Annotated in this window: 25 protein-coding genes; 15 read left to right on the top strand and 10 right to left on the bottom strand. The window is 68.9% G+C overall.

Translation table 11 applies throughout. The features are described 5' to 3' along the window. Positions 1-62: 62 nt before the first annotated feature. Entirely contained in the window at positions 63-473 is a 411-nt protein-coding gene (locus tag I7X18_RS07935; protein ID WP_193047637.1) for a hypothetical protein, read from the bottom strand. A 112-nt stretch (positions 474-585) separates the two neighbouring features. Then, positions 586-1,443, bottom strand: coding sequence for an N-acetyl-1-D-myo-inositol-2-amino-2-deoxy-alpha-D-glucopyranoside deacetylase (gene mshB / locus I7X18_RS07930; protein WP_193047638.1), 858 nt, complete (start codon positions 1,441-1,443; stop codon positions 586-588). A gap of 516 nt (positions 1,444-1,959) precedes the next feature. Here mshB and I7X18_RS07925 point away from each other — a divergent pair. From I7X18_RS07925 to I7X18_RS07915, 3 genes are all read left to right on the top strand, one after another. Then, entirely contained in the window at positions 1,960-2,127 is a 168-nt protein-coding gene (locus tag I7X18_RS07925; RefSeq protein ID WP_193047639.1) for a hypothetical protein, read from the top strand. A 499-nt stretch (positions 2,128-2,626) separates the two neighbouring features. Beyond that, on the top strand, positions 2,627-3,805 hold the full coding sequence (locus tag I7X18_RS07920) for a hypothetical protein (protein WP_226864222.1): 1,179 nt from the start codon (positions 2,627-2,629) through the stop codon (positions 3,803-3,805). A gap of 1,075 nt (positions 3,806-4,880) precedes the next feature. Further along, positions 4,881-8,867 (top strand): hypothetical protein, encoded by a 3,987-nt coding sequence (locus I7X18_RS07915; protein WP_226864223.1) that lies wholly within the window; start codon positions 4,881-4,883, stop codon positions 8,865-8,867. 169 nt (positions 8,868-9,036) lie between these two features. On the opposite strand, the gene I7X18_RS07910 is transcribed toward I7X18_RS07915, so the two are convergent. After that, positions 9,037-10,908 (bottom strand): ABC transporter family substrate-binding protein, encoded by a 1,872-nt coding sequence (locus tag I7X18_RS07910; protein WP_193047640.1) that lies wholly within the window; start codon positions 10,906-10,908, stop codon positions 9,037-9,039. 20 nt (positions 10,909-10,928) lie between these two features. After that, entirely contained in the window at positions 10,929-12,818 is a 1,890-nt protein-coding gene (typA, locus tag I7X18_RS07905) for a translational GTPase TypA (RefSeq protein ID WP_193047641.1), read from the bottom strand. Between the two features lie 146 nt (positions 12,819-12,964). Between typA and I7X18_RS07900 the strand changes: the two genes are divergently transcribed. Further along, on the top strand, positions 12,965-13,132 hold the full coding sequence (locus I7X18_RS07900) for a hypothetical protein (protein ID WP_193047642.1): 168 nt from the start codon (positions 12,965-12,967) through the stop codon (positions 13,130-13,132). Between the two features lie 90 nt (positions 13,133-13,222). Continuing rightward, positions 13,223-13,495, top strand: coding sequence for a hypothetical protein (locus I7X18_RS07895; RefSeq protein WP_193047643.1), 273 nt, complete (start codon positions 13,223-13,225; stop codon positions 13,493-13,495). 7 nt (positions 13,496-13,502) lie between these two features. Here I7X18_RS07895 and I7X18_RS07890 read toward each other — a convergent pair whose 3' ends face one another. Next, entirely contained in the window at positions 13,503-13,889 is a 387-nt protein-coding gene (locus tag I7X18_RS07890) for a (deoxy)nucleoside triphosphate pyrophosphohydrolase (protein WP_193047644.1), read from the bottom strand. Positions 13,890-13,916: 27 nt separating this feature from the next. Here I7X18_RS07890 and I7X18_RS07885 point away from each other — a divergent pair, with 27 nt between their 5' ends. Next, on the top strand, positions 13,917-14,207 hold the full coding sequence (locus I7X18_RS07885) for a 4a-hydroxytetrahydrobiopterin dehydratase (protein WP_193047645.1): 291 nt from the start codon (positions 13,917-13,919) through the stop codon (positions 14,205-14,207). Here I7X18_RS07885 and I7X18_RS07880 read toward each other — a convergent pair. Next, entirely contained in the window at positions 14,146-15,426 is a 1,281-nt protein-coding gene (locus tag I7X18_RS07880; protein ID WP_232375433.1) for a mannosyltransferase, read from the bottom strand. The genes I7X18_RS07885 and I7X18_RS07880 overlap by 62 nt on opposite strands. A gap of 99 nt (positions 15,427-15,525) precedes the next feature. On the opposite strand from I7X18_RS07880, the gene I7X18_RS07875 reads away from it, so the two are divergent. After that, on the top strand, positions 15,526-16,023 hold the full coding sequence (locus I7X18_RS07875; RefSeq protein ID WP_193047646.1) for a hypothetical protein: 498 nt from the start codon (positions 15,526-15,528) through the stop codon (positions 16,021-16,023). 48 nt (positions 16,024-16,071) lie between these two features. Continuing rightward, complete coding sequence (locus I7X18_RS07870) at positions 16,072-17,070, top strand: Rv1157c family protein (protein ID WP_193047647.1); 999 nt, start codon at positions 16,072-16,074, stop codon at positions 17,068-17,070. Between the two features lie 126 nt (positions 17,071-17,196). Here I7X18_RS07870 and I7X18_RS07865 read toward each other — a convergent pair whose 3' ends face one another. Further along, positions 17,197-17,343, bottom strand: coding sequence for a DUF1059 domain-containing protein (locus tag I7X18_RS07865; RefSeq protein WP_193047648.1), 147 nt, complete (start codon positions 17,341-17,343; stop codon positions 17,197-17,199). A gap of 48 nt (positions 17,344-17,391) precedes the next feature. Then, positions 17,392-17,982, bottom strand: coding sequence for an HhH-GPD-type base excision DNA repair protein (locus tag I7X18_RS07860; protein WP_193047649.1), 591 nt, complete (start codon positions 17,980-17,982; stop codon positions 17,392-17,394). Positions 17,983-18,277: 295 nt separating this feature from the next. On the opposite strand from I7X18_RS07860, the gene I7X18_RS07855 reads away from it, so the two are divergent. The 7 genes from I7X18_RS07855 to I7X18_RS07825 all read left to right on the top strand — a co-directional run bounded on the left by I7X18_RS07855 (position 18,278) and on the right by I7X18_RS07825 (position 25,791). Beyond that, entirely contained in the window at positions 18,278-19,483 is a 1,206-nt protein-coding gene (locus tag I7X18_RS07855) for a sensor histidine kinase (protein WP_193047650.1), read from the top strand. Further along, positions 19,480-20,262 (top strand): LytR/AlgR family response regulator transcription factor, encoded by a 783-nt coding sequence (locus I7X18_RS07850; RefSeq protein ID WP_193047651.1) that lies wholly within the window; start codon positions 19,480-19,482, stop codon positions 20,260-20,262. Before I7X18_RS07855 ends, I7X18_RS07850 begins: the two co-directional genes overlap by 4 nt. Next, complete coding sequence (locus tag I7X18_RS07845; protein ID WP_193047652.1) at positions 20,255-20,629, top strand: hypothetical protein; 375 nt, start codon at positions 20,255-20,257, stop codon at positions 20,627-20,629. The genes I7X18_RS07850 and I7X18_RS07845 overlap by 8 nt, the downstream gene beginning before the upstream one ends. Then, a complete protein-coding gene (locus I7X18_RS07840; protein WP_193047653.1) occupies positions 20,626-22,362 on the top strand; it encodes a sodium/solute symporter in 1,737 nt (578 codons plus the stop codon). The genes I7X18_RS07845 and I7X18_RS07840 overlap by 4 nt, the downstream gene beginning before the upstream one ends. A gap of 161 nt (positions 22,363-22,523) precedes the next feature. Next, entirely contained in the window at positions 22,524-22,877 is a 354-nt protein-coding gene (locus tag I7X18_RS07835; protein WP_404822842.1) for a DUF485 domain-containing protein, read from the top strand. Between the two features lie 41 nt (positions 22,878-22,918). Then, positions 22,919-24,499, top strand: a complete 1,581-nt coding sequence (locus tag I7X18_RS07830) for a monocarboxylic acid transporter (RefSeq protein ID WP_193047906.1) — start codon at positions 22,919-22,921, stop codon at positions 24,497-24,499. Positions 24,500-24,558: 59 nt separating this feature from the next. After that, a complete protein-coding gene (locus tag I7X18_RS07825; protein ID WP_193047654.1) occupies positions 24,559-25,791 on the top strand; it encodes an MFS transporter in 1,233 nt (410 codons plus the stop codon). Here the strand turns inward: I7X18_RS07825 and I7X18_RS07820 are convergent. Both I7X18_RS07820 and I7X18_RS07815 read right to left on the bottom strand, forming a co-directional pair. Further along, entirely contained in the window at positions 25,788-25,955 is a 168-nt protein-coding gene (locus I7X18_RS07820) for a DUF5302 domain-containing protein (protein WP_193047655.1), read from the bottom strand. The two genes, I7X18_RS07825 and I7X18_RS07820, sit on opposite strands and share 4 nt — an antisense overlap. 40 nt (positions 25,956-25,995) lie before the next feature. Beyond that, complete coding sequence (locus I7X18_RS07815; RefSeq protein WP_193047656.1) at positions 25,996-26,439, bottom strand: PPOX class F420-dependent oxidoreductase; 444 nt, start codon at positions 26,437-26,439, stop codon at positions 25,996-25,998. Positions 26,440-26,478: the final 39 nt, after the last annotated feature.

The following is a 26,478-nucleotide window of genomic DNA, read 5'->3' as shown; positions in this document are numbered from 1 at the left end:
GCGTGTCCCACATCCTGGAAGCGCTGGGTCCTGCATATCGGCCACAGTAGTCCCGCCGAGTGTCAGTCGACACGGGCACGCCACAGCAGCCACGCGGCCGGCCCCACCCCGACGGCGAGGAAGAACAACACGCTGTAGGCCATCACGTCCCGCCCGCCGAAGACCACATCACCGCCCGGCCCGCCCAGGGTCAGCACGACGAGCGTTGCCAGCCACGACCAGAGCGGTAGCGCGGCGAGGCGGCCGGAATCGGTCCACTGGGAGGCGGCCCAGACCAGCGCGGCGTTGACCACGCCGACGACGAAGGCGCTCAGCGGGAACGGCACAGCTCCGATGCGCAACGGGAGAAACAGGGCACCGACGACGGCGGTGATGACGCCATCGAGGGTGAGCAGTGCCAGGACGACGCCGCGGGTGAGCGGCGTCAGGTCGGGATGCTGTCGAGCAGACCCACCAGGGAACCGACCACCCACTGGAAGTTGTCGAGGCGGTCCTGCCAGTGCTGCAGGTTGGGGTCAAGGTCGGGATCCATGGATGCCCCTTCGATGTCGCCGGATTGGGGGAGCTTACCGCGGGCCGGATTCGCTATGCCAGGTTCAGCCCGGCGAGTAGATCTGTTTCCCAGCCCCGTTCGTCGCGCGGTCCGGCGTCGCCGGACGCGAGGACGTAGTGCTCGTCGGCGGGGATCGGCATGGCGATGTGGTTGGACAGTGCGCAGGACTGCCCGTTGGGGGCCACCGAGACCTGGGTGGCATGCGCGCGCAAGGCTGCGACCTTGGCCTCGAGGCTGTCACCGGCATCGACGACCGCGTCGATCTGATTGTCGGGATACAGGAACGGCACGTCCTCGGCGTCGATCCGGATCCAGGCCTCGGGGACGTCCCGGGCGGCGGCGAGGCCGTCGCCCATGGCCGTGAGGGACATGACGGTCCAGTAGAACTTCGGGACCCGCCACTGAGCGCGTTCGACGGCCGCGGTCGTGACGCGATGGGTCTGGATGTGATCGGGGTGGCCGTATCCACCGGCGGGGTCGTAGGTGACCACGACGTGGGGGCGGAAGTCGTCGAGGATCGCGGCCAGCAGGCCGGCGGCTTCGGTCATGTCGGCGTCGACGAACCGGGGCTGATGGCGCGTCGGCGTGCCCGCCATCCCGGAGTCGCGCCAGTGGCCCGGCCCGCCGAGGAACCGGGGCTCGTCCACACCGAGGGCCGCGAGTGCGGCCGTCAGCTCGCCGATCCGGTATCCGCCCAGCTGATCGGCATGGTCGACGGCGAGTTGGGCATACCGTTCACCGATCACCTCACCCTCCTCGCCGAGCGTGCAGGTGACCACCCGAACCTCCGCACCGCGGCGGACGTAGTGGGCGATGGTGCCGCCGGTGGTGAGCGTCTCGTCATCCGGATGCGCGTGGACGAAGAGCAGACGGGGCGCGAGTGCTGGCATCAGCGGTGAATGTACGCCAGCGGCGGCCGGGTCGGGTTCGCGCCGTCACCCCGCAAAGATGGCAAACACCGTGGCGGCAGATCAAGATCAAAGTAAGCCGGATTACGCTCGCTCATTCCGATCGCCGGCGCGGTCGGCCGATCGTCGAGTACGCGGTCGCCGGTGACAACCTCGACGGCTGACATCTCCGCTTGAACCGCGCTTGACGAGGCATTTCGCGACTCCGTGTCGACCACCCGACCCGGGACCGCACGAGAACGAGCCTTCACTTCGGAGCCAGTGGTGGACGTCACACCGTCGCGGTTGTAAGCAAACTTACTTTCGTTCGCAAGCACCGGTCTGTGCACTGTCAGCAATTCCTGCCGACATTACAAATCCCGGTGCTACTTTTCGCTCGGCAAACCTGAGATTTGGCTTAACGGGAGGTAATAAATGTCGAAGCACCGGCGTAAGCCGCTTCGAAATCGCATCAAAAGGGCCGCCATTGCGGGCGGGGTGACCGCCACGGCGACGGCCATGACGATGGGATTGACCGCGCCGGCGGCCGGTGCGTTGACACTGCCGGGCCTCGGATCGATTCCGGGTACCGACGGGGTCGAGCTCCCCGGTGCCGCACTCGCGGATCTTTCTCCGACCGAGATCCTCGACCTGGCAGCGTGCTCGCAAAGGACGCAACGCAATTGACCGTCGATGTCAACACCGCCGACAAACCGGGCGAGGAGATCGAGGAATTGCAGGAGGGATTGGAACCCGGCGGCGAGAAGGAGCCCACGGTGCACAAGCCGGGCACCCGACATTCGTCGTTGATCGGCGGTCTCCGCGAGGCCGGCGACAACATGCGCGGCGCTGTGGAGGACGGCACCGAGCGCTTCAACGATGCGGGTGAGCGCATCCGTAACACGCTGACGGGCGGACCACCCGCGAGCCGGCGGATACCAAGACGCCCGAGAAGCAGGACGCGAAGAAGGACCAGGAGCAGAACGCCTCGCAGGCCGACTGACCGCCGCCGAGTGAGACAGCCCCGAGGCCTGGCCGCCTTGGGGCTGTTCTCCGCGCAGCGGGCGGGTGTGTTTAAACCCGGACGTCGAAATTCTCAGGAAGAAACAATTTCGGGCTGCTGTATTCTCAGGTCAGTCTCAGCTACGCTTTATCGATTGAACGCTGCGCACGTGGGGAGGGCGCCATGCGGCGGGCCATCGCCCCTTTTCTGGCTACCGGAGTTGTCCTCTCCGGCGCGGCCGTGGTCGTGGCGAACCCAGTCGTTCCGCTCCCGTCCGACATCCGGGTGTCGGCGTCTGATTTCACTGCAGACGGCCAGCGGCTCGATGTCCTCGATCCCGAATTCCTGCAGTCGATCGGCGCCATCCGTCAGGACTGGCTGAGCTCGGTCCAAGAACTGCAGCGCCTGTTCAACGACGTGTCGGGCACCGGCCGCGAGTCCGTCGTCAACGCCTTCGGTGTCGGTGTCGGTGCCACCGAACCCGCCGTCGCGCTACCGCTCGAAGGGTTCACCACGCCGCATCAGCGCACCCTGGATCCTCGTGCACCGCTGCCGACCCTTGCTCCGCACGAAGCTATCGAGGGCATCGTCGGAGCGCTCACCGACATCGGAACTGGCTTCGGTGAAGCGGGCATCACCTTCGTCCGCCAGGTCAGCATGGCCCCGGCCGTCGCGTTCGTGTTGACCCAGCAGGTCGTGCAGCAGCTGATCACCGGGCAGATCGGCCCGGACGAGGCGCTTCGCCGGCTGTTCGTCGAACCGCTCAGCGCGCTGTTGATCGGGCACCCCCGCCTCACCGGCATCGACGAGATCGACCGGGCGTTCCACGAGAGTGCGCTCAAGCCCCTCATCCGCGCCCTGATGCGGAACCTGCCGAAACCCATCGGGCAGACCGGCGGTCTCATCGACCAGGCCGACAAGACTGTCGACGACGTCCTGGTCGACATCCGCGACGGGCTTCCCCCGGCAGTGGGCCCGGGCCCAGTCGCGGGCTCCACGGAGCTGACGACCGGCACCGACCCGGTGTTGCAGCCGGAGATCGACCTCCCACCCGACGATTCCGCCGATCCGGCCCAACCCGCACGGCCCGGTACCCCCAAGCTGCCCAGGCCCGGCGAACTGGCCCGGGACTTCGGTGTCCGCGTACAGCAGGGGCTCGACAACTTCCAGTCGACGATCAAGCGATTCACCACGGGCGGGCGCAAGAACGCCCCTGCTGCTGACAACGACACGTCCGGCGGGCCGACCGGCGGGAACGACAACGACACCGTCGACAAGCCCTCCACAGGTCCCGCGCCGGACACGCAGTCGCCCGCCGGGGACGACGCCCCGGCCGCGCGCGACGACGACGCCAAGGAATAGCACCCGCCCATCGTCACGGTGACGATTCCGTCACCGGATGGGTCGGTTCTCGTCTGTTCGACGTCCGCGCTCTCCACACAGCCCGTGGCCTACGGCCCGCAGGCCCCGTCAGCGCGCTCGTGCCGAGCGCCGGACTGTTCGCTGGAGGAGGCTGAACGACGTTAGCCAGACGCCTCAGGTTGCTCTCAGCTTGATCAGGTCTTTGCCAAGGTGGCTAACCCGAATTGCGGGTAGGAATGAGGCCTTCAGCTACCTCTTGGCCGACAGGTCCAATGCACACTGATCGCATGCCGATCGTCGCCTCGACGAGGCCGGACAATCACCGGGACCATCAGAATAAACCCCCCGCGCCGACTGGGCATCACGCCTGCGAAGTCCTGGCCAGGCACCCCCTTTCTTCAGCGTCAAAACCTGCGGCCCAGCAGTGGTATCGCGGCTGGAGTCCACAGCAAGCGGACGAGACACGCCAGGGAGGGCGCCCCCGACTCGCCGGTTGCGTGGCGGGTCGAGCTGGCGGACCCCCCTCACCGGCCTTCGTCGCCCACGTCCGAGGAGCTCCCAGATCAGCGAAGACCTGCGGCAATGAGGGGAACCACGAACGGTACTTGCTAGAACAACGATTCCCTGCGCGCGCCGGAAGGGCATAGACGCCATACGTTGATCAGACGCTTCGCCGACGCTCCAGAGGCAAATAGTGACCGGCGCCACAGTGGCCATGCCTACTGGTCAAACTTCCCCAGTCAACCAACTCAGCTATTTGCGTACCTTAGGTAACGGGTTGACTGAAGTCGACCCACTCCCGTGCCACATGACGCGACCTTGTTTGCCGTTGGCGCGATAGTTCGCACACCCTCTGGCCGGAGGCTAATTCCTCTGAGGAATGCCCAAGCAAACGCTATTCGGGGCGTCAGAAAAGGGTTAGAGAAAAAGCAGGAGATCCCTTTGTTACTTAGGTAGTTCTCAGGTATGTTTTGCTCCGTCGGGCTTTTTGAGACTCTGAGGGGATGTCATGGAAGTTGCTGTTCGGTCATACTTGACCGCCGGTGTAGCTGTCGTAGGCGCTACATCGATTGCGTTGGCTCCGGTTGAGGTTCTGCCCCCGGACTTCCAGATTCGGGGCGACCGCATGGTCGCGGTACTCGAAGACGTTTCGCTGTCGTCACTGGCTGATCTGATCGCCGCCGCGCAGGCCGCGTGGGCGCCGGTGGGCGGTGCCGTCGACAGCGCCTCTCAGGCTGCCCAGGCCGCGATCATCGGACTGAGCGGTGCGCTCGAGGCGGCGCTCGTCAGCGCCGTCGGCGAGGGCAACAACGCGTTCCAGGCTGTGGTCGACGGTCTGCTCGACGGCGGTAGCGTGCTCGCCACTGCGATCGACAACGCCATCGCGAACTTCCCGTCCCCGGAGGCCTTTGTCGATGCAATGGTCTCGGCCTTCGCCTCGATCAACCTCGATCTCGCCGGTGCCATCGAGCTCGCGCTCGAAGCCGCGCTCGAACTCGACATCGATCTGAACGCCGGCGCGATCGCCGACGCGTTCCTTGAAGCCGGCGCCGATCTGGCCGCCGTGTTCAACGCCGCTCTCGCCAGCTTCCCGACACCCGAAGAGTTCGTCGCTGCCTTCGAGGCGGCCCTCGGTGATGTGGTCCCGGGCTTCAATGCCGTGGCGACCGCTGCGGCCGAGGCACTCACCGAGCTCTCCGGTCAGCTCGCCGCCACCATCGAAGCCGGTCTTGCCGCAGGCACCACCGCCTTCGCGGCATTCGTCGACGGACTCCTCGACGCCGGTGGTGACCTCGCCGCCGCGTTCAACGCCGCGCTGGCTGCCTTCCCCACCCCTGAGGCCTTCGTCGACGCCCTGGTCTCGGCCTTCGGCGCCATCGACATCGACCTGGCCGCCTCGCTCGAAGCCGCGCTGGACGTCCTCGTCGACATCGGCATCGACATCGACGCCACCGCCATCGCCGAGGCGCTCATCGACGCCGGCGCCGATCTCGCTGCGGCATTCGGCGATGTCTTCGCAGGCTTCCCGACCCCGGCCGAGTTCTTCGCGGCGTTCAATGCCGCGATCGCCGGCGTCCTGCCCGGCCTGAACGCCTTCGCCGAGGCCGCCGCCGAGGCACTCACCGATGTGTCGGGTGCGCTGGCCGCAGCCATCACCGCGGGCGCAGCAGCCGGCATCGAGGCCTTCGACGCCATCGTCTCGGGTCTGCTGGATGCGGGTAGCGAGCTCGCCGCCGCATTCGCCGCGGCAATCGAGGCCTTCCCGACGCCCGAGGCCTTCATCGACGCGCTGGTCAGCGCGTTCGGCTCCATCGACATCGACCTGGGCGCAGCCCTGGACGCAGCGCTCGAGGTGATCGTCGACCTCGGCATCGAGATCGACGCCACCGCCATCGCCGAGGCTCTGATCGAGGCCGGCGCCGACCTCGCCGCTGCCTTCGCGGGCGTGCTCGACGGCTTCCCGACCCCGGCCGAGTTCTTCGTCGCGTTCAACGCAGCCATCGCCGGGCTGATCCCGGGCTTCAACGTGCTGGCGGAAGCCGCTGCAGAGGCGTTCACCGACCTGTCGGGTGCGCTGACAGCTGCCCTGGAGGACGGTTTCGCCGCGGGTCTGGACGCCTTCGGGGCTGTGGTGGCCGCACTTCAGGACGCGGGCGGCGAGCTCTCGGCCGCCTTCGCCGCGGCGATCGCCGCCTTCCCGACGCCCGAGGCGTTCATCGACGCACTGGTCAGCGCCTTCGGCTCCATCGACGTCGACCTCGGCGCTGCGCTGGACGTGGCGCTCGAGGCCCTCATCGAACTCGGCATCGACCTGGACGCCGGCGTCATCGCCGATGCGCTCATCGAAGCCGGCGCCGATCTGGCCGCACTGTTCAACGGTGTGCTGGAAGGGTTCCCGACTCCGGCGGAGTTCATCGCGGCCTTCAATGCCGCCCTCGAGGGCGTCATCCCGGGCTTCAATGCGCTCGCCGCCGCCACCGCCGAGGTGATCGCCGACCTGTCGGGCGCGCTGACGGCAGTGCTCGAGACCGGTTTCGCCGCAGGGGTGGAAGCGTTCGACGCCATCGTCGCGGGTCTGCTGGACGCCGGTAGTGATCTCGCCGCCGCGTTCAACGCCGCCATCGAGGCGTTCCCGACCCCCGAGGCGTTCATCGACGCCCTGGTGTCGGCCTTCGGCGCCATCGACGTCGACCTGTCCGCGGCCATCGACGCCGCGCTCTCGGTCATCGTCGACCTGGGTCTGAACCTGGACGCGACCGCGATCGGCGAGGCACTCCTGGAAGCAGGGGCCGAACTGGGCGCGATCTTCGACGGTGCACTCGAAGGGTTCCCGTCGCCCGCCGAGTTCGTCGCCGCCCTCGAGGCGGCTCTGGAAGGTGTGATCCCCGGACTCACCGCGCTGGCGGATGCCACCGGGATCGCGATCGCCAACTTCTCGAGCGCGCTGTCCGCGGCGATCGAAGCCGGTCTGGCCGTCGGCGAGACCGCCTTCGAAGCGGTCATCGCAGGGCTGCAGGACGCGGGCGGCCAGTTGGCCGCGGCGTTCGAAGCCGCGCTGGGGGCCTTCCCGACGCCGGACGCGTTCATCGACGCACTGGTCGGGGCACTGGGCTCGATCAGCGTCGACCTGGGCGCCTCCCTCGAGGCGGCGCTGGAGCTCGCTCTTGAGCTCGGGATCGACCTGGACGCAGGGGCCATCGCCGATGCGCTGGTGAACGCCGGAGCGGAGTTGGCCGCGGCCTTCGACGCAGCACTTGAGGGCTTCCCGACCCCGGCCGAGTTCGTCGCCGCGATCGAGGGCGCCATCGGAGCATTCGCGCCCGGCTTCAACGCGATCGCGGATGCGACCGCCGAAGCCCTCGGCAACCTGTCGGCCGCGCTGACCGCCGCCATCGAGACGGGCATCGACATCGGCAGCGCCGAGTTCGGTGCCTTCCTGGAGGCACTGGTCGAAGGCGGCGGAACGCTCGCCGCCGCGTTCGAGGCCGCGCTCGAGAACCTGCCCAGCCCGGCGGTGTTCATCGACGCTCTGATCGAGGCCTCCGCCTCGCTCGGACCGGTGCTGGCCGACCTCGGCGCATCGCTGCAGTTGGGTCTCGAGGCCGGCCTCGACCTGGGCGCCGCAGCGCTGCAGGGCTTCGCCGAGCTCGGTGGCGAGATCTCCGCGGCGATCGGCGCCAGCCTGGAAGGGCTGCCGACCCCCGCCGAGTTCATCGGCTCCTTCGCGGAAGCCGGTGCACAGTTCGGTGCGGCGGCCGACGCGATCACCGAGATCGGCGTGGACGCGGTGAACAACATCGCCGCAGCCACCAACGCTGTGGTCGAGGCGTTCCGCGCCACCGCGATCTCCGCGCTGGAGAACGGCAACGACGCGGCCCAGGCCATCGGGGCCGGCATCTTCGCGGCGGTCTCGGCCTTCGCCGAAGCCGCCAGCGACGTCAACATCGGCGGTGCGATCAGCGCCGCGATCGGCGGAGCCATCCGGGCAGGGCTCGGGGGCCTCGGCGGCAGCATCGGTGGCGGCATCGACCTCGGAGCCCGGACGACCAACGAGGACGTCGGCAGCACACTCGTTGCGGATTCCAGCCGATCGGTCAACCTGAGCGTCGGTGACACCGCAGCCTCCAGCGCACCGGTCGCCAAGGTGCCCGCGTCGGAGACGGCGGATGAGCCGGTGGCGAAGCTGCCGACGCAAATCACTCTCCCCGCCCCGGCCAACCCGGCTGTGGAACTGCAGAAGCAGGTCACACAGGCGCAGGTCGAGCTGCGGGAGGCGGTTGACACGGCCGGTAAGCAGATCAACGACGGGCTCAACCAGACCCGCAAGAACCTCGAGGGTGCGGCGAACCAGACCCGCAAGAACCTCGAGGGTGCGGCGAACCAAACCCGCAAGAACCTCGAGGGTGCGGCGAACGGGGTCCGGAAGTCGATCGAGAACGCCACCGGTGCCAACAAGAAGCCGGCGACGAAGAAGGAGTCCAGCTCCTCGAGCAGCGACAGCAAGGCGAGCAGCGACAAGGCGAGCAGCGACAAGGCGAGCAGCAGCTCGGCTTCGGAGTAACTCGCAGTACCACGCAGGCGGCCCCGGACCTCACGGTTCGGGGCCGCTTTCCGTGGTGAGTGAGTTCTTTGCCGACGTCTTGGGCGCACCTGTGCCGACGCGTAACCGCGAGACCCAGCGGGCCCTCACCCTTCGGGGTGGGGGCCTTGTTGTCACTGCGGCCTTGCTGTCACTGCGGCGATTTCACCCAGCTGCCGGCGTCACCGACGATGCCGACCGGCACCGCACCCGAGAGGCTCACGTTGCGCACGCTCGGGCCCGCCGCGACGATCGTGGTGTCCTGCAGGATCGGCAGCACTGTCGACATGTTCCACAGTCGAGGCTCGACGGCGTCGATCACCTCGCCGATCGCCTCCCTGCCGTCGAGCGCCGCGTCGATCTTCGGCTGGATGCTGCGGTCACACACTCCGGTGATGTTGCTGGGCGCCTGCACCAGCTGACCCGACTCCGGCGCGGGACTGGGTGTGGTGGTCGGGGTGGCGGACGGCTCTGGTGACTCACCGCTGGGGGCCGGCGACGGTGTGGGCGAAGGCGGCCGACTGCCCGGGGCGGTCGGGACCGGCGTCGCCTCCAGCGCAGGACAGCCGTACCGCGAGGCCAGCGCCGTCGCCAGGTCTCCCCCGGCCTGGTGCCAGCCCACGACGGCGTCGACCTGGTTCTCGGCCAGCGCCTCGCTGTAGAGCGTCACCGGATCCAGCGCCCGCACCGACGCGTCGATCCCGACGTTGCGGAGCTGATCGGCGGCGGTGTTAGCCACGGCCACCGAGGTCGGATCGTTCGCGGCGACTCCGAGCACGAGGGTCAGCGGCACGCCGTCTTTCGCGATGCGGCCGCGGGTGTGATCGGGCTCGGGGGCGCCGGGCGCCGGCGGCAGGGGGTCTACCGGAGCCATCTGGTATCCGGCGTCGGCCAGCAGATCCAGGGCCGCCTCGGTGCCGAGCGCGGGCGGCGCCGTCGGCACGTATCCGGGGTCTGACGGCGAACGCACCTGCGCCTGGGCCAGGGTGACGGTGTTGTCGTCACCGGCGCCGACCGAGGCCAGCAGGTCAACGTCGAGCAGCCCGAAGATCGCGCGGCGGACCGAGGGGTCGGCGAGTTTCGGCAGCTGACCACGCAGCGTCACCTGCATGACCCGTGGTGTCACGATGCGCGCCGTCCGCACGTCGGGGATGGCGCTGAGCTGGGCGAAAGTCGCTGCGCCACCGTGCACTTGGGCCACCTGGGTGTCACCGTTGCGGATCGAGTCCGCCAGTGCCGCCGGCGCCCCGCCACGCCGGAACAGCACGAGGTCGGGTTTGGCGGGTGCGCTCCAGTACCGGTCATTACGCGCCAGCAGGATCTCGTCGCGCTGCGGGTCGATGCTCTCCACGCGGAACTGTCCGCCGGTCACCGGCATCGCCTGTGCCAGGCCGGCGCCGAAGCCGCCGGGCACGTCCTTGACGATGTGCGCGGGCAGGATGTTGTTGAACAGCTCGCGCCAGGCCGGATAGGGCTGGGCGAACGTGACGACGACCTGCTTGGCCCCCCCGACGGACTGCACGCCGGTGATGCGGTCGTAGCCGGCGGGGTCGACGACGCCGGGCTGGCTGACCATCTGACGCCACAGGTACCAGTAGTCGTCGGCGCCGATGGGCGCGTTGTCGGTCCACTGGGCCTCGGGCCGGATCTTGTAGGTGACGGTGAACGGGTTCTGGTTCGTCACCTCGGCCGATTCGAGCAGGGTGGGGTCGAGCTCCCACCGGGATCCGGTCGGCGTGTTCGGATCCGCGATCGGCCGGAACGAACTCGGCAGCACCAGTGCGGCGATGGCCGCGTTGACCGGCGACTGGTCGGACAGCAGGTGCGGGTTGAACCCGGGACCGATCGAATCGATCGCGACGATGATCTGCGTCGCCTTGGGGGCCGGCGGCGGGGTGCTCTCCGTCGTCTCGGTGCTCTGCGGCGCCGGCGGCGGGCTCACGGTACACCCACCCAGCAGCAACGCGGTGGCAAAGAGCAGCGCCCCCAGCGTCACGCGGTAGCGGCGGGGACGGGTCGGCACGCTCCTCAGGGTATCGGCCGCTATCCCCGTGCCTTCGCCCGCGAGCGGGCACGGCCCCGCAACGTGGCGTCCAGTTCGACCTTGCGCACGCGGACGATCTCCGGGGTCACCTCGACGCATTCGTCCTCGGCGCAGAACTCCATCGCCTGTTCGAGGCCGAGTTCCAGTGGACGGGCCAGGGTCTCCATCACGTCGGCGGTGGAGCTGCGCATGTTGGTCAGCTTCTTCTCCCGGGTGACGTTGACGTCGAGGTCCTCGGCCCGCGGGTTGATGCCGACGACCTGACCCTCGTACGTGTCGTCACCCGGCTCGACGAAGAACTGGCCGCGATCGGAGAGCTGGATCATCGCGAACGGGGTCACCGAGCCGCTACGGTCCGACACGAGCGAGCCGGTGTGGCGGGCGCGGATCTCCCCCGCCCACGGCCGGTAGCCGTCGAACACCGCGTTGGCGATGCCGGTGCCGCGGGTCAGGGTGAGGAAGTCGGTGCGGAACCCGATCAGCCCGCGGCTGGGGACGATGAAGTCCATCCGGACCCAGCCGGCGGCGTGGTTCGCCATGTCCTCCATGCGACCCTTGCGGGCGGCCATCAGCTGCGTGACGGCGCCCACGAACTCCTCCGGGCAGTCGATGGTCAACTGCTCGAACGGCTCGTGCAGCTTGCCGTCGATGGTCTGGGTGACCACCTGCGGCTTGCCCACGGTGAGCTCGAAGCCTTCGCGGCGCATCTGCTCGACGAGTACGGCCAGCGCCAGCTCACCTCGGCCCTGCACCTCCCAGGCGTCGGGCCTGCCGATGTCGACGATCTTGAGCGACACGTTGCCGACGAGTTCGGAGTCCAGCCGCGACTTCACCATCCGTGCGGTCAGCTTGTGTCCGGACACCTTGCCGGCCAACGGCGAGGTGTTCGTGCCGATGGTGACCGAGATGGCGGGTTCGTCGACGGTGATGCGCGGCAGCGCGTGCGCGTGGTCCGGATCGGCCAGCGTGTCGCCGATCATGATCTCCGGGATGCCGGCGACGGCGACGATGTCACCGGCGATGGCCTCGTCCGTGGCCGTGCGCTCGACGCCCACGGTGACCAGCAGTTCGGTGATCTTGGCGTTGGTGACGACGGGATGTCCGTCGACCTCACGCATCCACGCGACCTGCTGCCCCTTGCGGATACGGCCCTTGTAGATGCGGATCAGCGCGAGCCGGCCGAGGAAGGCCGAGGCGTCGAGGTTGGTCACCAGCGCCTGCAGCGGCGCCTCCGGGTCGCCTTGCGGTGGCGGGATGTGCTCGAGCAGGACGTTGAAGAGCGGGTCAAGGTTCTCGCCGTCGGGGTTCTCGCCGTTGGCGGGTTCGGTCGTGCTCGCGATGCCGGCGCGGCCCGATGCGTACAGAACCGGCAGACCGAGCGCCTTCTCGGCGGCCTTCTGCGCCTCGTCGTCGAGGTCGGAGGCGACGTCGAGCAACAGGTCATGGCTCTCGGAGACCACCTCGGCGATGCGGGCATCGGGGCGATCGGTCTTGTTCACCACCAGGATGACGGGCAGGTGCGCGGCCAGCGCCTTGCGCAACACGAAGCGGGTCTGCGGCAACGGCCCCTCGGAGGCGTCGACCAGCAGCAGGACGCCGTCGACCATCGACAGGCCGCGCTCGACCTCGCCGCCGAAGTCGGCGTGTCCCGGGGTGTCGATCACGTTGATGACGGTCATGCTGCCGTCGGGGTTGTACCGGTGCACGGCCGTGTTCTTGGCCAGGATGGTGATGCCCTTTTCCTTCTCCAGGTCACCGGAGTCCATCAACCGCTCGACAGCGTCGTCACCGCGGTGACTCAGCGCACCGGACTGCCGCAGCATCGCATCAACCAGGGTCGTCTTGCCGTGGTCGACGTGGGCGACGATGGCGACATTCCGAAAATCCACGTCGCTGATTGTCGCAGTGTGGTGACTCGATCGCGAAATGCAGAGCCGCGGGTGCGAGGGAGGTCACCACGGTTGCGAGGCCTCATGGCAATGTATGAGAACCGACTTCTCCTCCCGATCACCCGTCGTCAGGATCCCGCCCGTCCGTGAAACCCGCCAAATTCGCCGAGCTCAAACCGAAGAAGAAGTGTTGCCGGAGCAAACCGCGCTGCAAACGTTGTCCGCTGGTGGTGCACAAGGTGCTCAAGGCCGAACACATGGGAATCCGGGGCAAGGATCTGGAGAAGGTCTACAAGCGCGCCCGTAAGGCCTGACGACCTCGCTGACCTGCTGACTTCTCAGCCGCCGGCGAGTACCGTTGAGGCACCCGTCGGGGTCTGTCGTACATGCTTGGAGGTGCGATCATGGCGGTTTACGAGGCGCTGACCGTCGCCCTGATCATCCTGTTGGCCGTGGCCACGATCGCCGCGCTCTACCTCGGGTTGATGAACTGGATCGGCGCCGCCCACGTCGTGCGGTGCAGTACCTGTCATCACCTGACGGTGGCCGCCGCCAGACAGCCCCAGCAATCCTGCCCGCACTGCAGACATCCGATGCTGCTGCATCCGCTCTATGCGGCGCATCACCCGCGCAGTGCGCACGAGGCACGGGTGATCAACGACCGCCTGCGGTTCTGACAGGCCTTCAGCGAAGCGCCTGACCGAGCGCGCTGAGCCAGGCCCGATCAGCCGGAACCCACGGCAGCTCGTCGAGTTCCTGGACGCGCACCCAGCGCAGTGCGCGGTGGTCGATGGGCCGCAACTGCCCGCCGGTGTGGGTGACGCGGTAGGCGCGCAGCACCGTCGAGCTGTTCAGCGCGATGTCGTCACCGATCCGTACGCCGACGGTGACCTCGATGCCCAGCTCCTCCAACAACTCCCGCGCCAGTGCGTCGGCATCGGTCTCCCCCGGTGCGACCTTTCCGCCCGGCAGCTCCCAGAGTCCGGCCAGTTCCGGTGGCCGCTCCCGCTGCGCGACCAACAGTGCCGACCCTGCGATCAGCGCACCGGCCACGACGATCTGCTCTGCCATCAGCGGTGACGGTATACCGTCGACGGCATGGCTGTGTTGACCGACGACGAGGTGGACGTCGCCCTGCAGGACCTCGACGGCTGGGAGCGCACCGAGGGGGCGCTGCGCCGCTCGGTCGAGTTCCCGGCATTCCTCGACGGAATCGAGGCCGTGCGGCGGGTAGCCGAGCGCGCAGAGGAGCACGACCACCATCCCGACATCGACATCCGTTGGCAGACAGTCACTTTCGTGCTGGTGACACATTCCGAGGGCGGTATCACGCAGAAGGATCTGCAGATGGCCCGGGAGATCGACGCCATCGTCGACGACGACCGGTAGCGGCCACCCACGCCAGCGTTGTCAGCGTGGCGACGATGTAGATCAGACCGGCCCACGCCAGGTACCAGGGCCGGCCGATCTCCCAGATCGTCGGCTGGGCGAAGCTGAGCAGCCACGGCACGCCGATCACCGTCAGCGCGAGCCAGGCCCACCGCAGGACGCGCGCTCCGAGGTGCTGACGCAGCGGCCCGTGCCACAGCCAGATCATCAGCGGCAGGATCCACACCCAGTGGTGGGTCCAGGAGATCGGCGACAGCAGAAGACCGAACAACTGGACGATGACGATGGCGCCCAACCGGTCCGCGCTTCCGCCGATCGCCCGCCACGCCAGCACCGCGAGAACCGCGGTGATGAGGATCGCCGTCACGACCAGCGGACCGTAGCCGGCGTCGTACCCGAGGATGCGCGAGATGCCGCCGCGCCAGGACTGGTTGAACGACGTGCCGATCGGACCGACGCGGTCGGCGTCACCCAGCAGATCGGTGAAGTAATAGCGCGCCTGCTCCCCCACCACAGCCACGGACACCGCGACGGTGGCGGCGAACACCACCGCCGAGAAGATCGCTGCGTTCCAGCGTCGCGCACCGACGAAGTACAGCCCTGACACCGCGGGCGTGAGCTTGATCCCCGCGGCGAGGCCGACCAGCAGGCCCGACAGCCACCACCGGGAACTGTGCACGGCCGCCAGCACCGCCAGCACCAACAGGACGTTGACCTGTCCGTAGTCGAAGGTGCTGCGCAGCGGTTCCAGCCAGATCCCGAGGGCCGTCCACAACATCGCGGTCCGGCGGTCGCCACCGTCGGCGAGTAACCGCTGACTGAGCCGGACCACGCCGTACAGCGCGGCGATGATGCCGACCTGCCACGCGAACGCCACGACACCGAACGGCAGCAGGTGCAGCGGATAGAACAGGACCGCGGCGAACGGCGGGTAGGTGAAGGGCAGCGGAAAGTCCGGCGTCTGATCGGCGTAGACGAAGTCGTAGAGCGTGCCGGGCTCGTCGAGCGCACCCGCGCCCCCCACGTACACGTGCAGGTCGACGAAGTTGGCCCCGTTGGCAGCGAGGTAGGTCCACGCCAGTCGCGCCGCGATGCTGAGCACCAGCAGCACGGGCGCCGCCGCAGCCAATCGGCTCGGCAGTCGGGTGCGGGTCGCCGCGGCGGCGGTGGAGGTGTCGATCCGCCCGACTCTACTGATCCGGTAACCGATTCCCGTCACCTCAGTAACGGTTGAATAAATGCCACACGTGTCACTTGAGTAACACCAGTAACTGCGTAGCGTCGGGCGCAGACGTGCTGTCAACGGATTGGGAGATCCATGAAACTCACCAGAAAAACCCTCGTGACCAGTGTGATTGCTGCCGCCGGTGCGGTGCCGCTCGCCCTGTGCCTCAGTGCGACCGCTGCCGCCCAGCCGGCGGCGCCCGCACCTGCGCCGGGAATTCCGTTCCTGGACCAGCTGGGCAACGCGCCGCAGCTGCTGCAGACCTTCGCCTCGGCCCTGGCCGGCACCGGAATGCCCGCCGCGACCCCCGCCGCGCCGGCCGTCCCGGCGACCACGCCCGGAGCGACGGCGTCGATCACGCTGCCGCAGACGCCTGCGGTTCCGGGCACACCGGCGGCCACGTCGCCGCTGCCCGGCGTGAACATGCCGAGCGGGTTGGCGTCGCTGATGCCGGCGGGCTCGCCACTGACGAGCCTGCTGCCCGCCGCGACCCCGGCCGCCCCGGCGGTGGCCGCACCCGTCGCACCCGCCGCCGGCGCACCGGCCACCGCGCCGGTCCCGCCGATTTTCCCAGTCTCGGCCCTGCCCTGATCACTGCCCCGAACGACTGTGCCCTGACCGAAACTCGCGAGGAGTGACATGTCACCGACTCGAACTCTGTTGACGACCGCGGCCGGGGTCGGCGCGTCCGTCGCACTGCTACTCAGCAGCGCGACGGCCGCCGCCGATCCCGCACCCGGGCTTCCGATCGACGCGCTGCAGGCGCCCGGTCTGCCCGCGATGGAAAGCCTCGGTCCGGTCATCCAGCAGGCGGCGGCCGATCCGAACAACGCCGCATCGATGCTGATGGCCGCAGCCGCCGTATTCGCCGGGGATGTGGCGGCCCCCGCCCCGTCCCGCGACGTGGCGTCGGCGGTCAACCAGTTCGTGGCCGAGCCGGCCGCGCATGTTCCGGCTCCGGGCGCCGTACCGGGCACGCAGGCGCATCTGCCGGCGGGAGTCAACCCCGCCCATGCCGTCGGCCCGCTCCCCGCGGGCGCCACGCCACCCGCACCCGGCCCGGACCCGGCCGCCGTGCCTGTCGCAGCGCCCGCGGCCCTACCGGCACCCGAAGTGGCGGCGCCGGTCGCGGCTCCCGAAGCCGCCCCGGTCGCCCAGGCGGCCAATCCGGTGCCCGGGCCAGGTCCGGAACCGGCGCCCGCGCCGGGCCCGCCGGGATTCGGTCCGGATGCCCCGCCGACGCAGGACTTCATGTACCCGTCGATCAGCAACGGCTGTCTGAAGGACGGCGGCAACGTCCTGGCCACCGCGATCTCGGTGGCCGGGCCGGCGAAGATCCCGGCCCCCGGACCGGGACCAAGTCAGACGGCCTACGTGTTCACCGCAGTGGGCACACCGGGGCCGGCGGCCGAGCAGAAGCTACCCCTGAACGTGACGTGGGTGAACCTGACCACCGGCAAGTCCGGCAGCGCGACCCTCAAACCGCGTTCGGACATCAACCCGGAGGGCCCGACGACGCTGACCGCGATCGTCGACACCGGATCGGGCAGCATCATGTCGACGATCTTCGGCCAGGTCACCACCACCGAGAAGCAGTGCCAGTTCATGCCGACCATCGGATCGACGGTCGTGCCCTGAGCTCTTACGGCAGAACGAATCCCCGGTCGCCATGCGGCCGGGGATTCTCTTTGTCGAGTTCTACATCAGGGTCGTTGATCGCCCAGCGGCACAGCCCTGGCGTAGAACTCGGCGGAGCAGCCGGGGTCAGTAGGCCATGAACAGGATGGCGTCGCGGTCGTAGTCGCGGCCGGGATGCGCCTCCGACAGATGAGCTTGCGCCTTCTCGACCAGATCTTCTTCGTCCTTGCCGGTGATCGCTTCACCGCACGGGCAGTTCAGGTGTGTCTTCATGCGCCTCAGCCTATTCGCAGATCGGCATATGAGTCACGAGACCGCGCGCTAACTCTCCGCGGACTTGGCCCGATCTTTCGCCTGGGCCTTCGCCTGCTTCTTGTACGCGCGCACCTTCTCCAGCGCACCGGGATCGGTCACGTCGGCGATCGACATGTACGTCCCCTCCTTGCCGTAGTCACCGGCGGCCTCGCGCCAGCCCTGCGGCGTCACGCCGTACTGCTTGCCCAGCAGCGCGAGGAAGATCTTCGCCTTCTGCTCGCCGAACCCGGGCAGCGCCTTGAGCCGGCGCAGCACCTCGGCGCCGTCGGGGTCACCCGACGTCCACAGCGCGGCGGCATCACCGTCGTAGCGCTCGACGATCAACTGCGCCAGCGCCTGGATGCGTTTGGCCATCGACCCGGGAAACCGGTGCACCGCAGGCGTCGTCGCGCACATGGCGGCGAACTGCTCCGGGTCTTGCTCGGCGATCTCGCGCGCGTCGACACCGCCTATCCGGTCGGCGATCTTCTTCGGCCCGGCGAACGCCGCCTCCATCGGATACTGCTGATCGAGCAGCATCCCGACCAGCAGCGCGAACGGGTTTGATTCCAGGAGCGCGTCGGCTTCCGGGTCCTGGACCAGCTGCAAGGTGGGCATCCGGCCAGTCTAGTGAGGCGGGGTATCACGGGTCCGATCACCGACGTCTCTCGGCAAGTACGTGTGTGAATTGCCCGGCTAGGAGCGACAGTGTCGCGGGGATGTCGCTGCAGCCGTAGTGGTTTCCGTTCTAGCGACTCTGTCGCTGATAGCCGGGCAACCACATATGCGTCCCGGCCAGAGGCTCGTGATGCTTTTGGGACCCGTGTGATCCGGGTCTACGATTCCGCCACCACACAAGCTGCGGTTTCGCCACGCCGCCGGTTTAAGGTGGCCGAAAACCCCACGAGGTGAGATGTCGGGCGAGCTCGCGATAGTCCTGGCGGCGGTGCTGATCGCGGCCGCGGTGGCCGCCGCGGTCGTCGTCGTGCGCACCCGCCGGGTCGTGGCCACCCCGACCGAACGCGCCGTCCACGCCGCACTGCACACCGCTTCCCTCGCCGCGCGGGCGCTGCGCCGGGGCCTCGACACCACCTCCGCGCAGTCCGCCGCGCCGTTCCTGCGTGAGCTGACGGGCACCGACGGGATCGCGCTGTTCGACGGCGACGGCCAGCTCCTCGCCCGCGATCCGGAGGACGACATGATCTGGTCCTCCGAGGTCGCCGACGACGCGGCGCGCCTGGTGCGCGAGTCGATCGCCGGTGAGCGCCGGGTGCTCACAGCCGTCCGCGCCTCGACCGTCATCGGCCAGCCCCTGCTGACCGACGCGGGGGACCTGTTGGGTGTGCTCGCCGTCGTCACCGCACGCGATCCCGGACCCGGCATGCTCGGCGCCGTCGGAGAGGTCGCGCGCTACGCGGCCGGGCAACTCGAACTCGCCGAACTCGACGCCTCGCGCGCCCGCCTGGACCGAGCCGAAGTGCTCGCCCTGCGCGCGCAGATCAGCCCGCACTTCATCTACAACGCGCTGAACACCATCGCCTCGTTCGTGCGCACCGACCCCGACCGGGCCCGCGAATTGATCCTGGACTTCGCCGATTTCACCCGCTATTCGTTCCGCGCCGCAGGCCAGTACACGACGCTGGCCGAGGAGCTGCGCAACATCGACCGCTACCTGACGCTGGAGCGAGCCCGGTTCGGCGCGTCACTGGAGGTCCGTCTCCAGGTCGCCCCCGAAGTGCTCGGCGTCGTGGTGCCGTTCCTGGCGCTGCAACCGCTCGTCGAGAACGCGGTGCGGCACGGGCTCGGCGAACGCGGCGGCGGGTCGATCGAGATCATCGCCCGCGACGAGGGGTCCGGCTGCGTCATCACCGTCGAGGACGACGGGGTGGGCATGGACCCCGCCGCGCTGCGCACCGGGCCCGGCGATGCGCTGGGCGGCAACGGATCGCCCGCTCCGGGGCACACCGCGCACGTAGGGCTGACGAATGTGGACCATCGGCTGCGAGCGGCGTTCGGGAACGACTACGGTCTGGTGGTCGAGACGGCGATCGGGGCGGGTACGAAGGTCATCATGCGGGTACCGAAGTTCCGGTCCGGCGTACGGGTGAACACGCCGTGAGGTCGGCGTTCAGCGTCCTGGCCGTGGACGACGAGGCGCCCGCGCTCGACGAGTTGGCCTACCTGCTCGGCTGCCATCCCGACATCGGCGAGGTGGTTGGCGTCAACGACGCCACGTCCGCACTGCGCGAACTCAACCAGCGCACCATCGACGCGATCTTCCTCGACATCAACATGCCCGGCCTGTCCGGTATCGAATTGGCCGGCGTGCTGGCCAACTTCGCCCATCGGCCGGCCATCGTCTTCGTCACCGCCCACGATGACAAGGCGGTGGCCGCCTTCGACGTCGGGGCGATCGACTACCTGCTCAAACCCATCCGGCAGGATCGCCTCGACGAGGCGGTCCGGCGAGTCGGTGTCGCCCGCAGCGCCGAACCGCCCCCGCCCGAGGACGAACCGGACACCGACGTCGTGCCCGCGGAGCTGGGCGGGATCACCCACCTGGTTCCCCGCGATTCCATCGGCTGGGTGGAGGCCGAGGGCGATTACGCCCGGCTGCATTCCGCGTCGGGCTCGCATCTGGTGCGCATTCCGTTGAGCACGCTCGAAACCCGTTGGCGGGAACGGGGTTTCCAGCGGATCCACCGCTCCTACCTGGTGGCACTGCGGCTGGTCACAGGTCTGCGCACCAGCGACGGCGCGGTGCTGGTGCGGTTGCGCGCCAACGGGTCGTCGCCGGCGGTCGAGTTGCCGGTGAGCCGCCGCCAGGCCCGCGAGCTGCGGGACCGCTTGGTGCGCGACCCGATGCGCCAGCTGCGGCCCGCCGGCGGCGATGACTGAGCCGGCCCGCCCGCACCGCGAGCGGGTCGTCCTCGCCCACCGCCGCGGTGCCCGCATGGTGCGCACCCGGGTGGAGGTGCAGGAGCAGACGCAGGTGGGTGATGCGCTGGTGCGAGGCCTGGTGCGCGCGCAGCTGGGCCTGGCGTTGCGGCTGGCCACCGTGGTGGTGTGCGTGGTGGCCGCGATTCCGTTGCTGTCGGCGGCCTTTCCCGATTGGGCTGCGCTCACCGTCGCCGGCATCCGACTCAACTGGCTCGTGCTGGCCGTGCTGGTGTATCCGCTGCTCTACGGGGTGGGCCGGCTGTACGTCCGGCTGGCCGAACAGGCCGAGCGCGACTTCGTCCGGGTCATCGACAGCGAGCCATGACCGGATCCCCGTTGACGGCCGCGGCGCTGCTCGCCGCCGCGGTGGCCACCATCGCGATCGGCGCCTACGGCGTTCGGTTCTCCCGCACCACCTCCGACTTCCTGGTCGCCTCCCGCACCGTCGGGCCGCAGTGGAACGCCGCCGCGATCTCCGGTGAATACCTCTCTGCCGCATCGTTTCTCGGCGTCGCCGGCCTGATCGCGAAGTACGGCGCCGACGCGCTGTGGTATCCCGTCGGGTTCACCGCCGGCTATCTGGGCCTGCTGCTGTTCGTCGCGGCGCCGCTGCGCCGTTCGGGGGCCTACACGGTGCCGGACTTCGCGGAGTTCCGGCTCGGTTCCCGGCGGCTGCGCAAGGTCGCGATGATCGTGGTCATCGTGATCTGCGTGGTGTACCTGGTGCCGCAGTACCAGGGTGCGGGCCTCGCGCTGAAGACGCTGCTGGGCATGCCGGTGTGGATCGGCCCGGTGGTGGTCGGCGGCATCGTCATCACGAACGTGGTCGCCGGCGGCATGCGCTCGATCACGTTCGTGCAGGCCTTCCAGTACTGGCTGAAGCTGACGGCCATCGCCGTGCCGGCACTCGCGCTGCTCGGGTTGTTCTTCGCCGACCGGGGCGAACTGGGCGGACCGCTGCCACCGACGGTCACCCACGACACGACCGTGGCCATCGAGACCGACGTCGTCGTACAGGTCACCGAACCGGCCGGCATCACGGTGACCGGCACGCTCGACGGCAGGCCCGTCACCGCGGCGCCCATCGGGGCATCCGGTGAGCACGAGTTGGCGGCGAACACCACCATGACGCTGGCCGACGGCGCGGCCACGCCGGTCCTGGCCGGGACGCCCGCGGCGGGCAGCGATTGGCTGGCCTCGGGCGGCGGCCTCGGCGGCGGACATCCGCTCTACCAGGTGGTGTCGATCATCGTGGCGACGTTCCTCGGCACGATGGGGCTGCCCCATGTGCTGGTGCGCTTCTACACCAACCCCGACGGCCGGGTCGCCCGGCGGACCGCGCTCGCGGTGATCGCGCTGCTGGCGCTGTTCTACCTGTTTCCCACGCTGCTCGGGGTGTTCTCGCGGCTCTACGTGCCACAGTTGCTGATCACCGGCACCGCCGACGCCGCCGTCCTGCTCGCACCCGGCGCGGCGATCGGCGGGGTGTTCGGGCAGCTGCTCGCCGCGCTGGTCGCCGCGGGAGCGATCGCGGCGTTCCTCGCAACCTCGTCGGGCCTGCTGGTGAGCATCGCCGGGGCCCTGGCCACTGACGTGCTGCGCGGCCGGGTGCGGGATTTCCGGATGGCCGCACTCGTCGGCGGGCTGATCCCGATCCCGTTGTCGCTCATCACCTCCGGCCTGGAACTCTCGCGCAGCGTTGGGCTGGCGTTCGCGGTGGCCGCATCGACGCTGTGCCCGCTTCTCGTGCTGGGTATCTGGTGGCGGGGTCTCACCGCGATCGGTGCATCCTGCGGGCTGGTGGTCGGCGGGCTGGCCTCAGGAACGGCGGTGACGCTCGCGATCGCGGGCGCGGTCGACGAGCGTGCACTCGGCGGGTGGGCGGCGGTGATCGTCGGCTATCCCGCCGCGGTGACCGTGCCGCTGGCCTTCCTGACGATGATCGTCGTCAGCCGGTTCACCCGGCGCAGCGCACCGCCGGATGTGGCGCGGATCTTTGCGCGGATGCATGTGCCGGAGCGGCTGGGGATGGGGATCGAGCGCGTGCCCAGGGGCTGAACCCCCGCCCCCGCCGCGCCGCCGTTCGTCGCCGGCGACCGACCGCTCACCGCAGCGCTTCCGGTCTTCACCGTGTGGCCACGCCAAGGCTGGGGTATGTGACCTGCATCTCATCTAGGTTCATCCCCGAACCGGTTCACACGACGAGGTCAGGAGTCACGGTGCCCGAAACGGATCTTCCACCGCGGGAGGCAGCGATGCCCAACGGTGATCAGTATCTGGCCATGCAGGCCAGCCCCGAGTTCCAGGATTTGCGGAACAGGTTGCGCCGCTTCGTGTTCCCGATGAGCGCGGCGTTCCTCATCTGGTACACCACCTACGTGCTGCTCGGCGCGTTCGCGCACGACTTCATGGCGATCCGGGTGTTCGGCAACGTCAACGTCGGCCTGCTCATCGGCATCGGCCAGTTCGTCACCACCTTCCTCATCACCGGCATCTACGTGCGCTACGCCAACAAGGTGATCGATCCGCGCGCAGCGGCCATCCGCGCCGAACTCGAAGGACACGCACCGTGACCGTGCTCGCCGCCGAAACCATCGGCAACCCCGTCGCCAACATGTCGATCTTCGCGGTGTTCGTCCTGGTGACGTTGTTCATCGTGATCAAGGCCAGCAAGAAGAACGCCACCGCCACCGAGTTCTTCACCGCCGGACGCGCGTTCACCGGACCGCAGAACGGCATCGCGATCAGCGGTGACTATCTGTCGGCCGCGAGCTTCCTGGGCATCGCCGGCGCCATCGCCGTGTACGGCTACGACGGGTTCCTGTACTCGATCGGCTTCCTCGTGGCGTGGCTGGTCGCGCTGCTGCTCGTCGCCGAATTGCTGCGCAACACCGGCAAGTTCACCATGGCCGACGTGCTGAGCTTCCGCCTGCGGCAGCGTCCGGTGCGCATGGCCGCGGCCACCAACACCCTGGCCGTGTCGCTGTTCTACCTGCTGGCCCAGATGGCGGGCGCAGGTGTGCTGGTCGCGCTGCTACTCAACATCGAAAGCGGTGTCGGGCAGTCGATCGTGATCGCGGTCGTCGGCGTGCTGATGATCGTCTACGTCCTCGTCGGCGGGATGAAGGGCACCACGTGGGTGCAGATCATCAAAGCAGTGCTGCTGATCGGCGGCGCGGGCATCATGACCGTGATGGTGCTGGCGAAGTTCGGCTTCAACTTCTCCGAGATCCTCGGCGCCGCACAATCGATGGTCAGCGACAGCGAGGACACCAAGGTCGCCACCCGCGACGTCCTGGCCCCCGGCGCCCAGTACGGCGCCTCTCTGACCACGCAGATCAACTTCATCTCGCTGGCGCTGGCGCTGGTGCTCGGCACCGCCGGTCTGCCGCACGTGCTGATGCGCTTCTACACGGTGCCGACGGCCAAGGAGGCACGGCGCAGCGTGGTCTGGGCGATCGCGCTCATCGGCGCCTTCTACCTGTTCACGCTGGTCTTGGGCTACGGCGCGGCCGCCCTGGTCGGCCCGGACCGCATCCTGGACGCGCCCGGTGGCGTGAACTCCGCGGCTCCCCTGCTCGCCTTCGAGCTCGGCGGGGTGATCCTGCTCGGCATCATCTCCGCCGTGGCCTTCGCGACGATCCTCGCGGTGGTGGCCGGGCTGACGATCACCGCGTCGGCGTCGTTCGCGCACGACATCTACGCCAGCGTCCTGAAGAACGACAACGTCTCCGAGGCGCAGCAGGTCAAGATCTCGCGGATAACCGCGGTGGTGCTGGGCACGCTGGCGATCGGGCTGGGCATCCTGGCCCGCGAGCAGAACGTCGCGTTCCTGGTGGCGCTCGCGTTCGCGGTCGCGGCCGCGGCGAACCTGCCGACCATCCTCTACTCGCTGTACTGGCGGCGCTTCAACACCCGCGGTGCGCTGTGGAGCATGTACGGCGGGTTGATCTCGACGATCGTGCTGATCGTGTTCTCCCCCGCGGTCTCCGGCACGGCCACCTCGATGATCAAGGGTGTCGACTTCGCGTGGTTCCCGCTCGCCAACCCCGGCATCGTGTCCATCCCGCTGGCGTTCCTCCTCGGCGTCGTCGGCACACTCACGTCACCGGACGACGAGGATCCGACGATCGCCGCCGAGATGGAGGTTCGTTCGCTGACCGGGGTGGGCGCGGAGAAGGCCGTCTCGCACTGAGCGGTCACAATTCGCGCCGGGTGTGAATAGCGGGGCCGTCGATCGGCGTTATACCCCGCATGTCTCACACTCGGCGCGAAGCCGTTGTCGACCGTCCCCTACCGTCGGATGCCGTGCCGCGTCCTCTGAGCCGATACGCCTTCGCACTGCTGGCCTATGCCTTCGCGGTGACCATGCTCGGCACGACGGTGCCCACTCCGCTCTACGCGCTCTACGCCGATCGGATGGACTTCGCGGTGTTCACCACCACGGTGATCTACGCGGCGTACGCCGGCGGTGTGCTGGTGGCACTGCTGGCCTTCGGGCGCTGGTCCGACGCCGTCGGCCGCCGGCCGATGCTGCTGGCCGGGGTGGGGTTCGCGATCGCGAGCGCGGTGGTGTTCCTCGTCGCCGACTCGGTGGCCGTGCTGCTGGTCGCCCGGGTGCTGTCCGGTCTGTCTGCCGGGCTCTTCACCGGGACGGGGACGGCGGCGGTCATCGAGGCCGCACCGGAACGCTGGCGCTCCCGGGCGGCCGCGGTGGCCACGGTCGCCAACATCGGCGGGCTGGGCGCCGGGCCGCTGCTCGCCGGCCTCCTGGTCCAGTACGCGCCGCAGCCCCTGCATCTGGTGTTCGCCGTCCACATCTCGATGGCCGTGCTGGCCGGTATCGCCGTGCTCGTCGTCCCGGAGACTTCGCCGCGCAGTGGCCGCATCGGGCCGCAGCGGCTTTCGGTGCCGGCCGAGGCGCGGTCGGTGTTCGTGATCGCGGCGCTCGCCGCCTTTGCCGGCTTCGCGGTCACCGGTTTGTTCACCTCGGTGGCGCCGTCGTTCCTTGCCGACGTGGTCGGCATCCACAACCACGCGGTCGCCGGTGCGGTCGCCTGCTCCATCTTCGCCAGTTCGGCGATCACCCAGGTGTTCGCCAACCGAATCCCGCCGCCGCGGGCGGTGGCCGTCGGTTGCGCCATCCTGGTGGTCGGCATGTCCGTACTCGCTGTGGCGCTGTACTTCTCGTCGCTGCCCGGGCTGATCGCGGCCGCGCTGATCTCCGGCGTGGGTCAGGGCATGAGTTTCAGCCGCGGTCTGGCGGCGGTCGCCGAACGCACCCCACCCGAACGTCGCGCCGAGGTGAGCTCCACGTACTTCGTCGTCGCCTACGTGGCGATCTCGCTGCCGGTGATCGGTGAGGGCCTGGCCGCCCAGGCTGTCGGGTTGCAGACGGCGGGTGTGGGCTTCGCCATCGCCGTGGCGGTGCTGGCCACGGTCTGCCTGATCGCGATCCTGGTGCGGGAGAAGTCGAGCGCGGTCTAGCCGCTCTTGCGCCGGAACTCGCGGCGGTTCTCCACCGGGCCGTGCGCCTTCGGTTTCTTCGGCCCACCCTCACGCTGGCCGGCGGAACCGGCCGAGTTGGCCTTCTTACGTTCGAGGGCCTCCCGGAACTTGCGCTTGGTGTCGTCTTCCGGTTCGTCAGCCATGCCGGCAGCCTACGCGTGCCACCGTCGGCCGTCGCCCCCATTACCTCCGGCCCGGCGGCATCCCGTAGAGATGCGCGATCGGCAGGGTGAGCAGCACCCTCCGGTCGTCGACCATCGCGCGACGGTAGTCGTCCCAGTCGGGATGTTCGCCGGCGATGTTGCGGTACAAGGCGATCAGCGCCTCGACGGTGTCGTCGTGCGGCGACCCGGCGGGCGGGGTGAGGATCGCGTCACCCTCGGCGACGGCGTATGCCCACCCGTCGTCGGAGCTGACGTGGATCGACGCCCGCGGGTCACGGCGCAGGTTGCGGGTCTTGGCCCGTGGTTCGGTGATCGACACCTCGAGCGCGACCGCACGGGGGTCGAAGTGGTAGGACACGTTCGACAACTGCGGTCGGCCGTCGCGCTTGATGGTGGCCAGCACTCCCAGCGAGTTACCGCTGATCAAGGCCAACAGCTTGTCGTCGAACACCTTGCGCACCATGATTCGAGACTACGTTCCTACACTCGGTTCCTACACTCG

The organism is Mycolicibacterium baixiangningiae, assembly GCF_016313185.1.
Lineage (GTDB): Bacteria > Actinomycetota > Actinomycetes > Mycobacteriales > Mycobacteriaceae > Mycobacterium > Mycobacterium baixiangningiae.
This window is presented reverse-complemented; position numbering and strand designations above follow the sequence as displayed.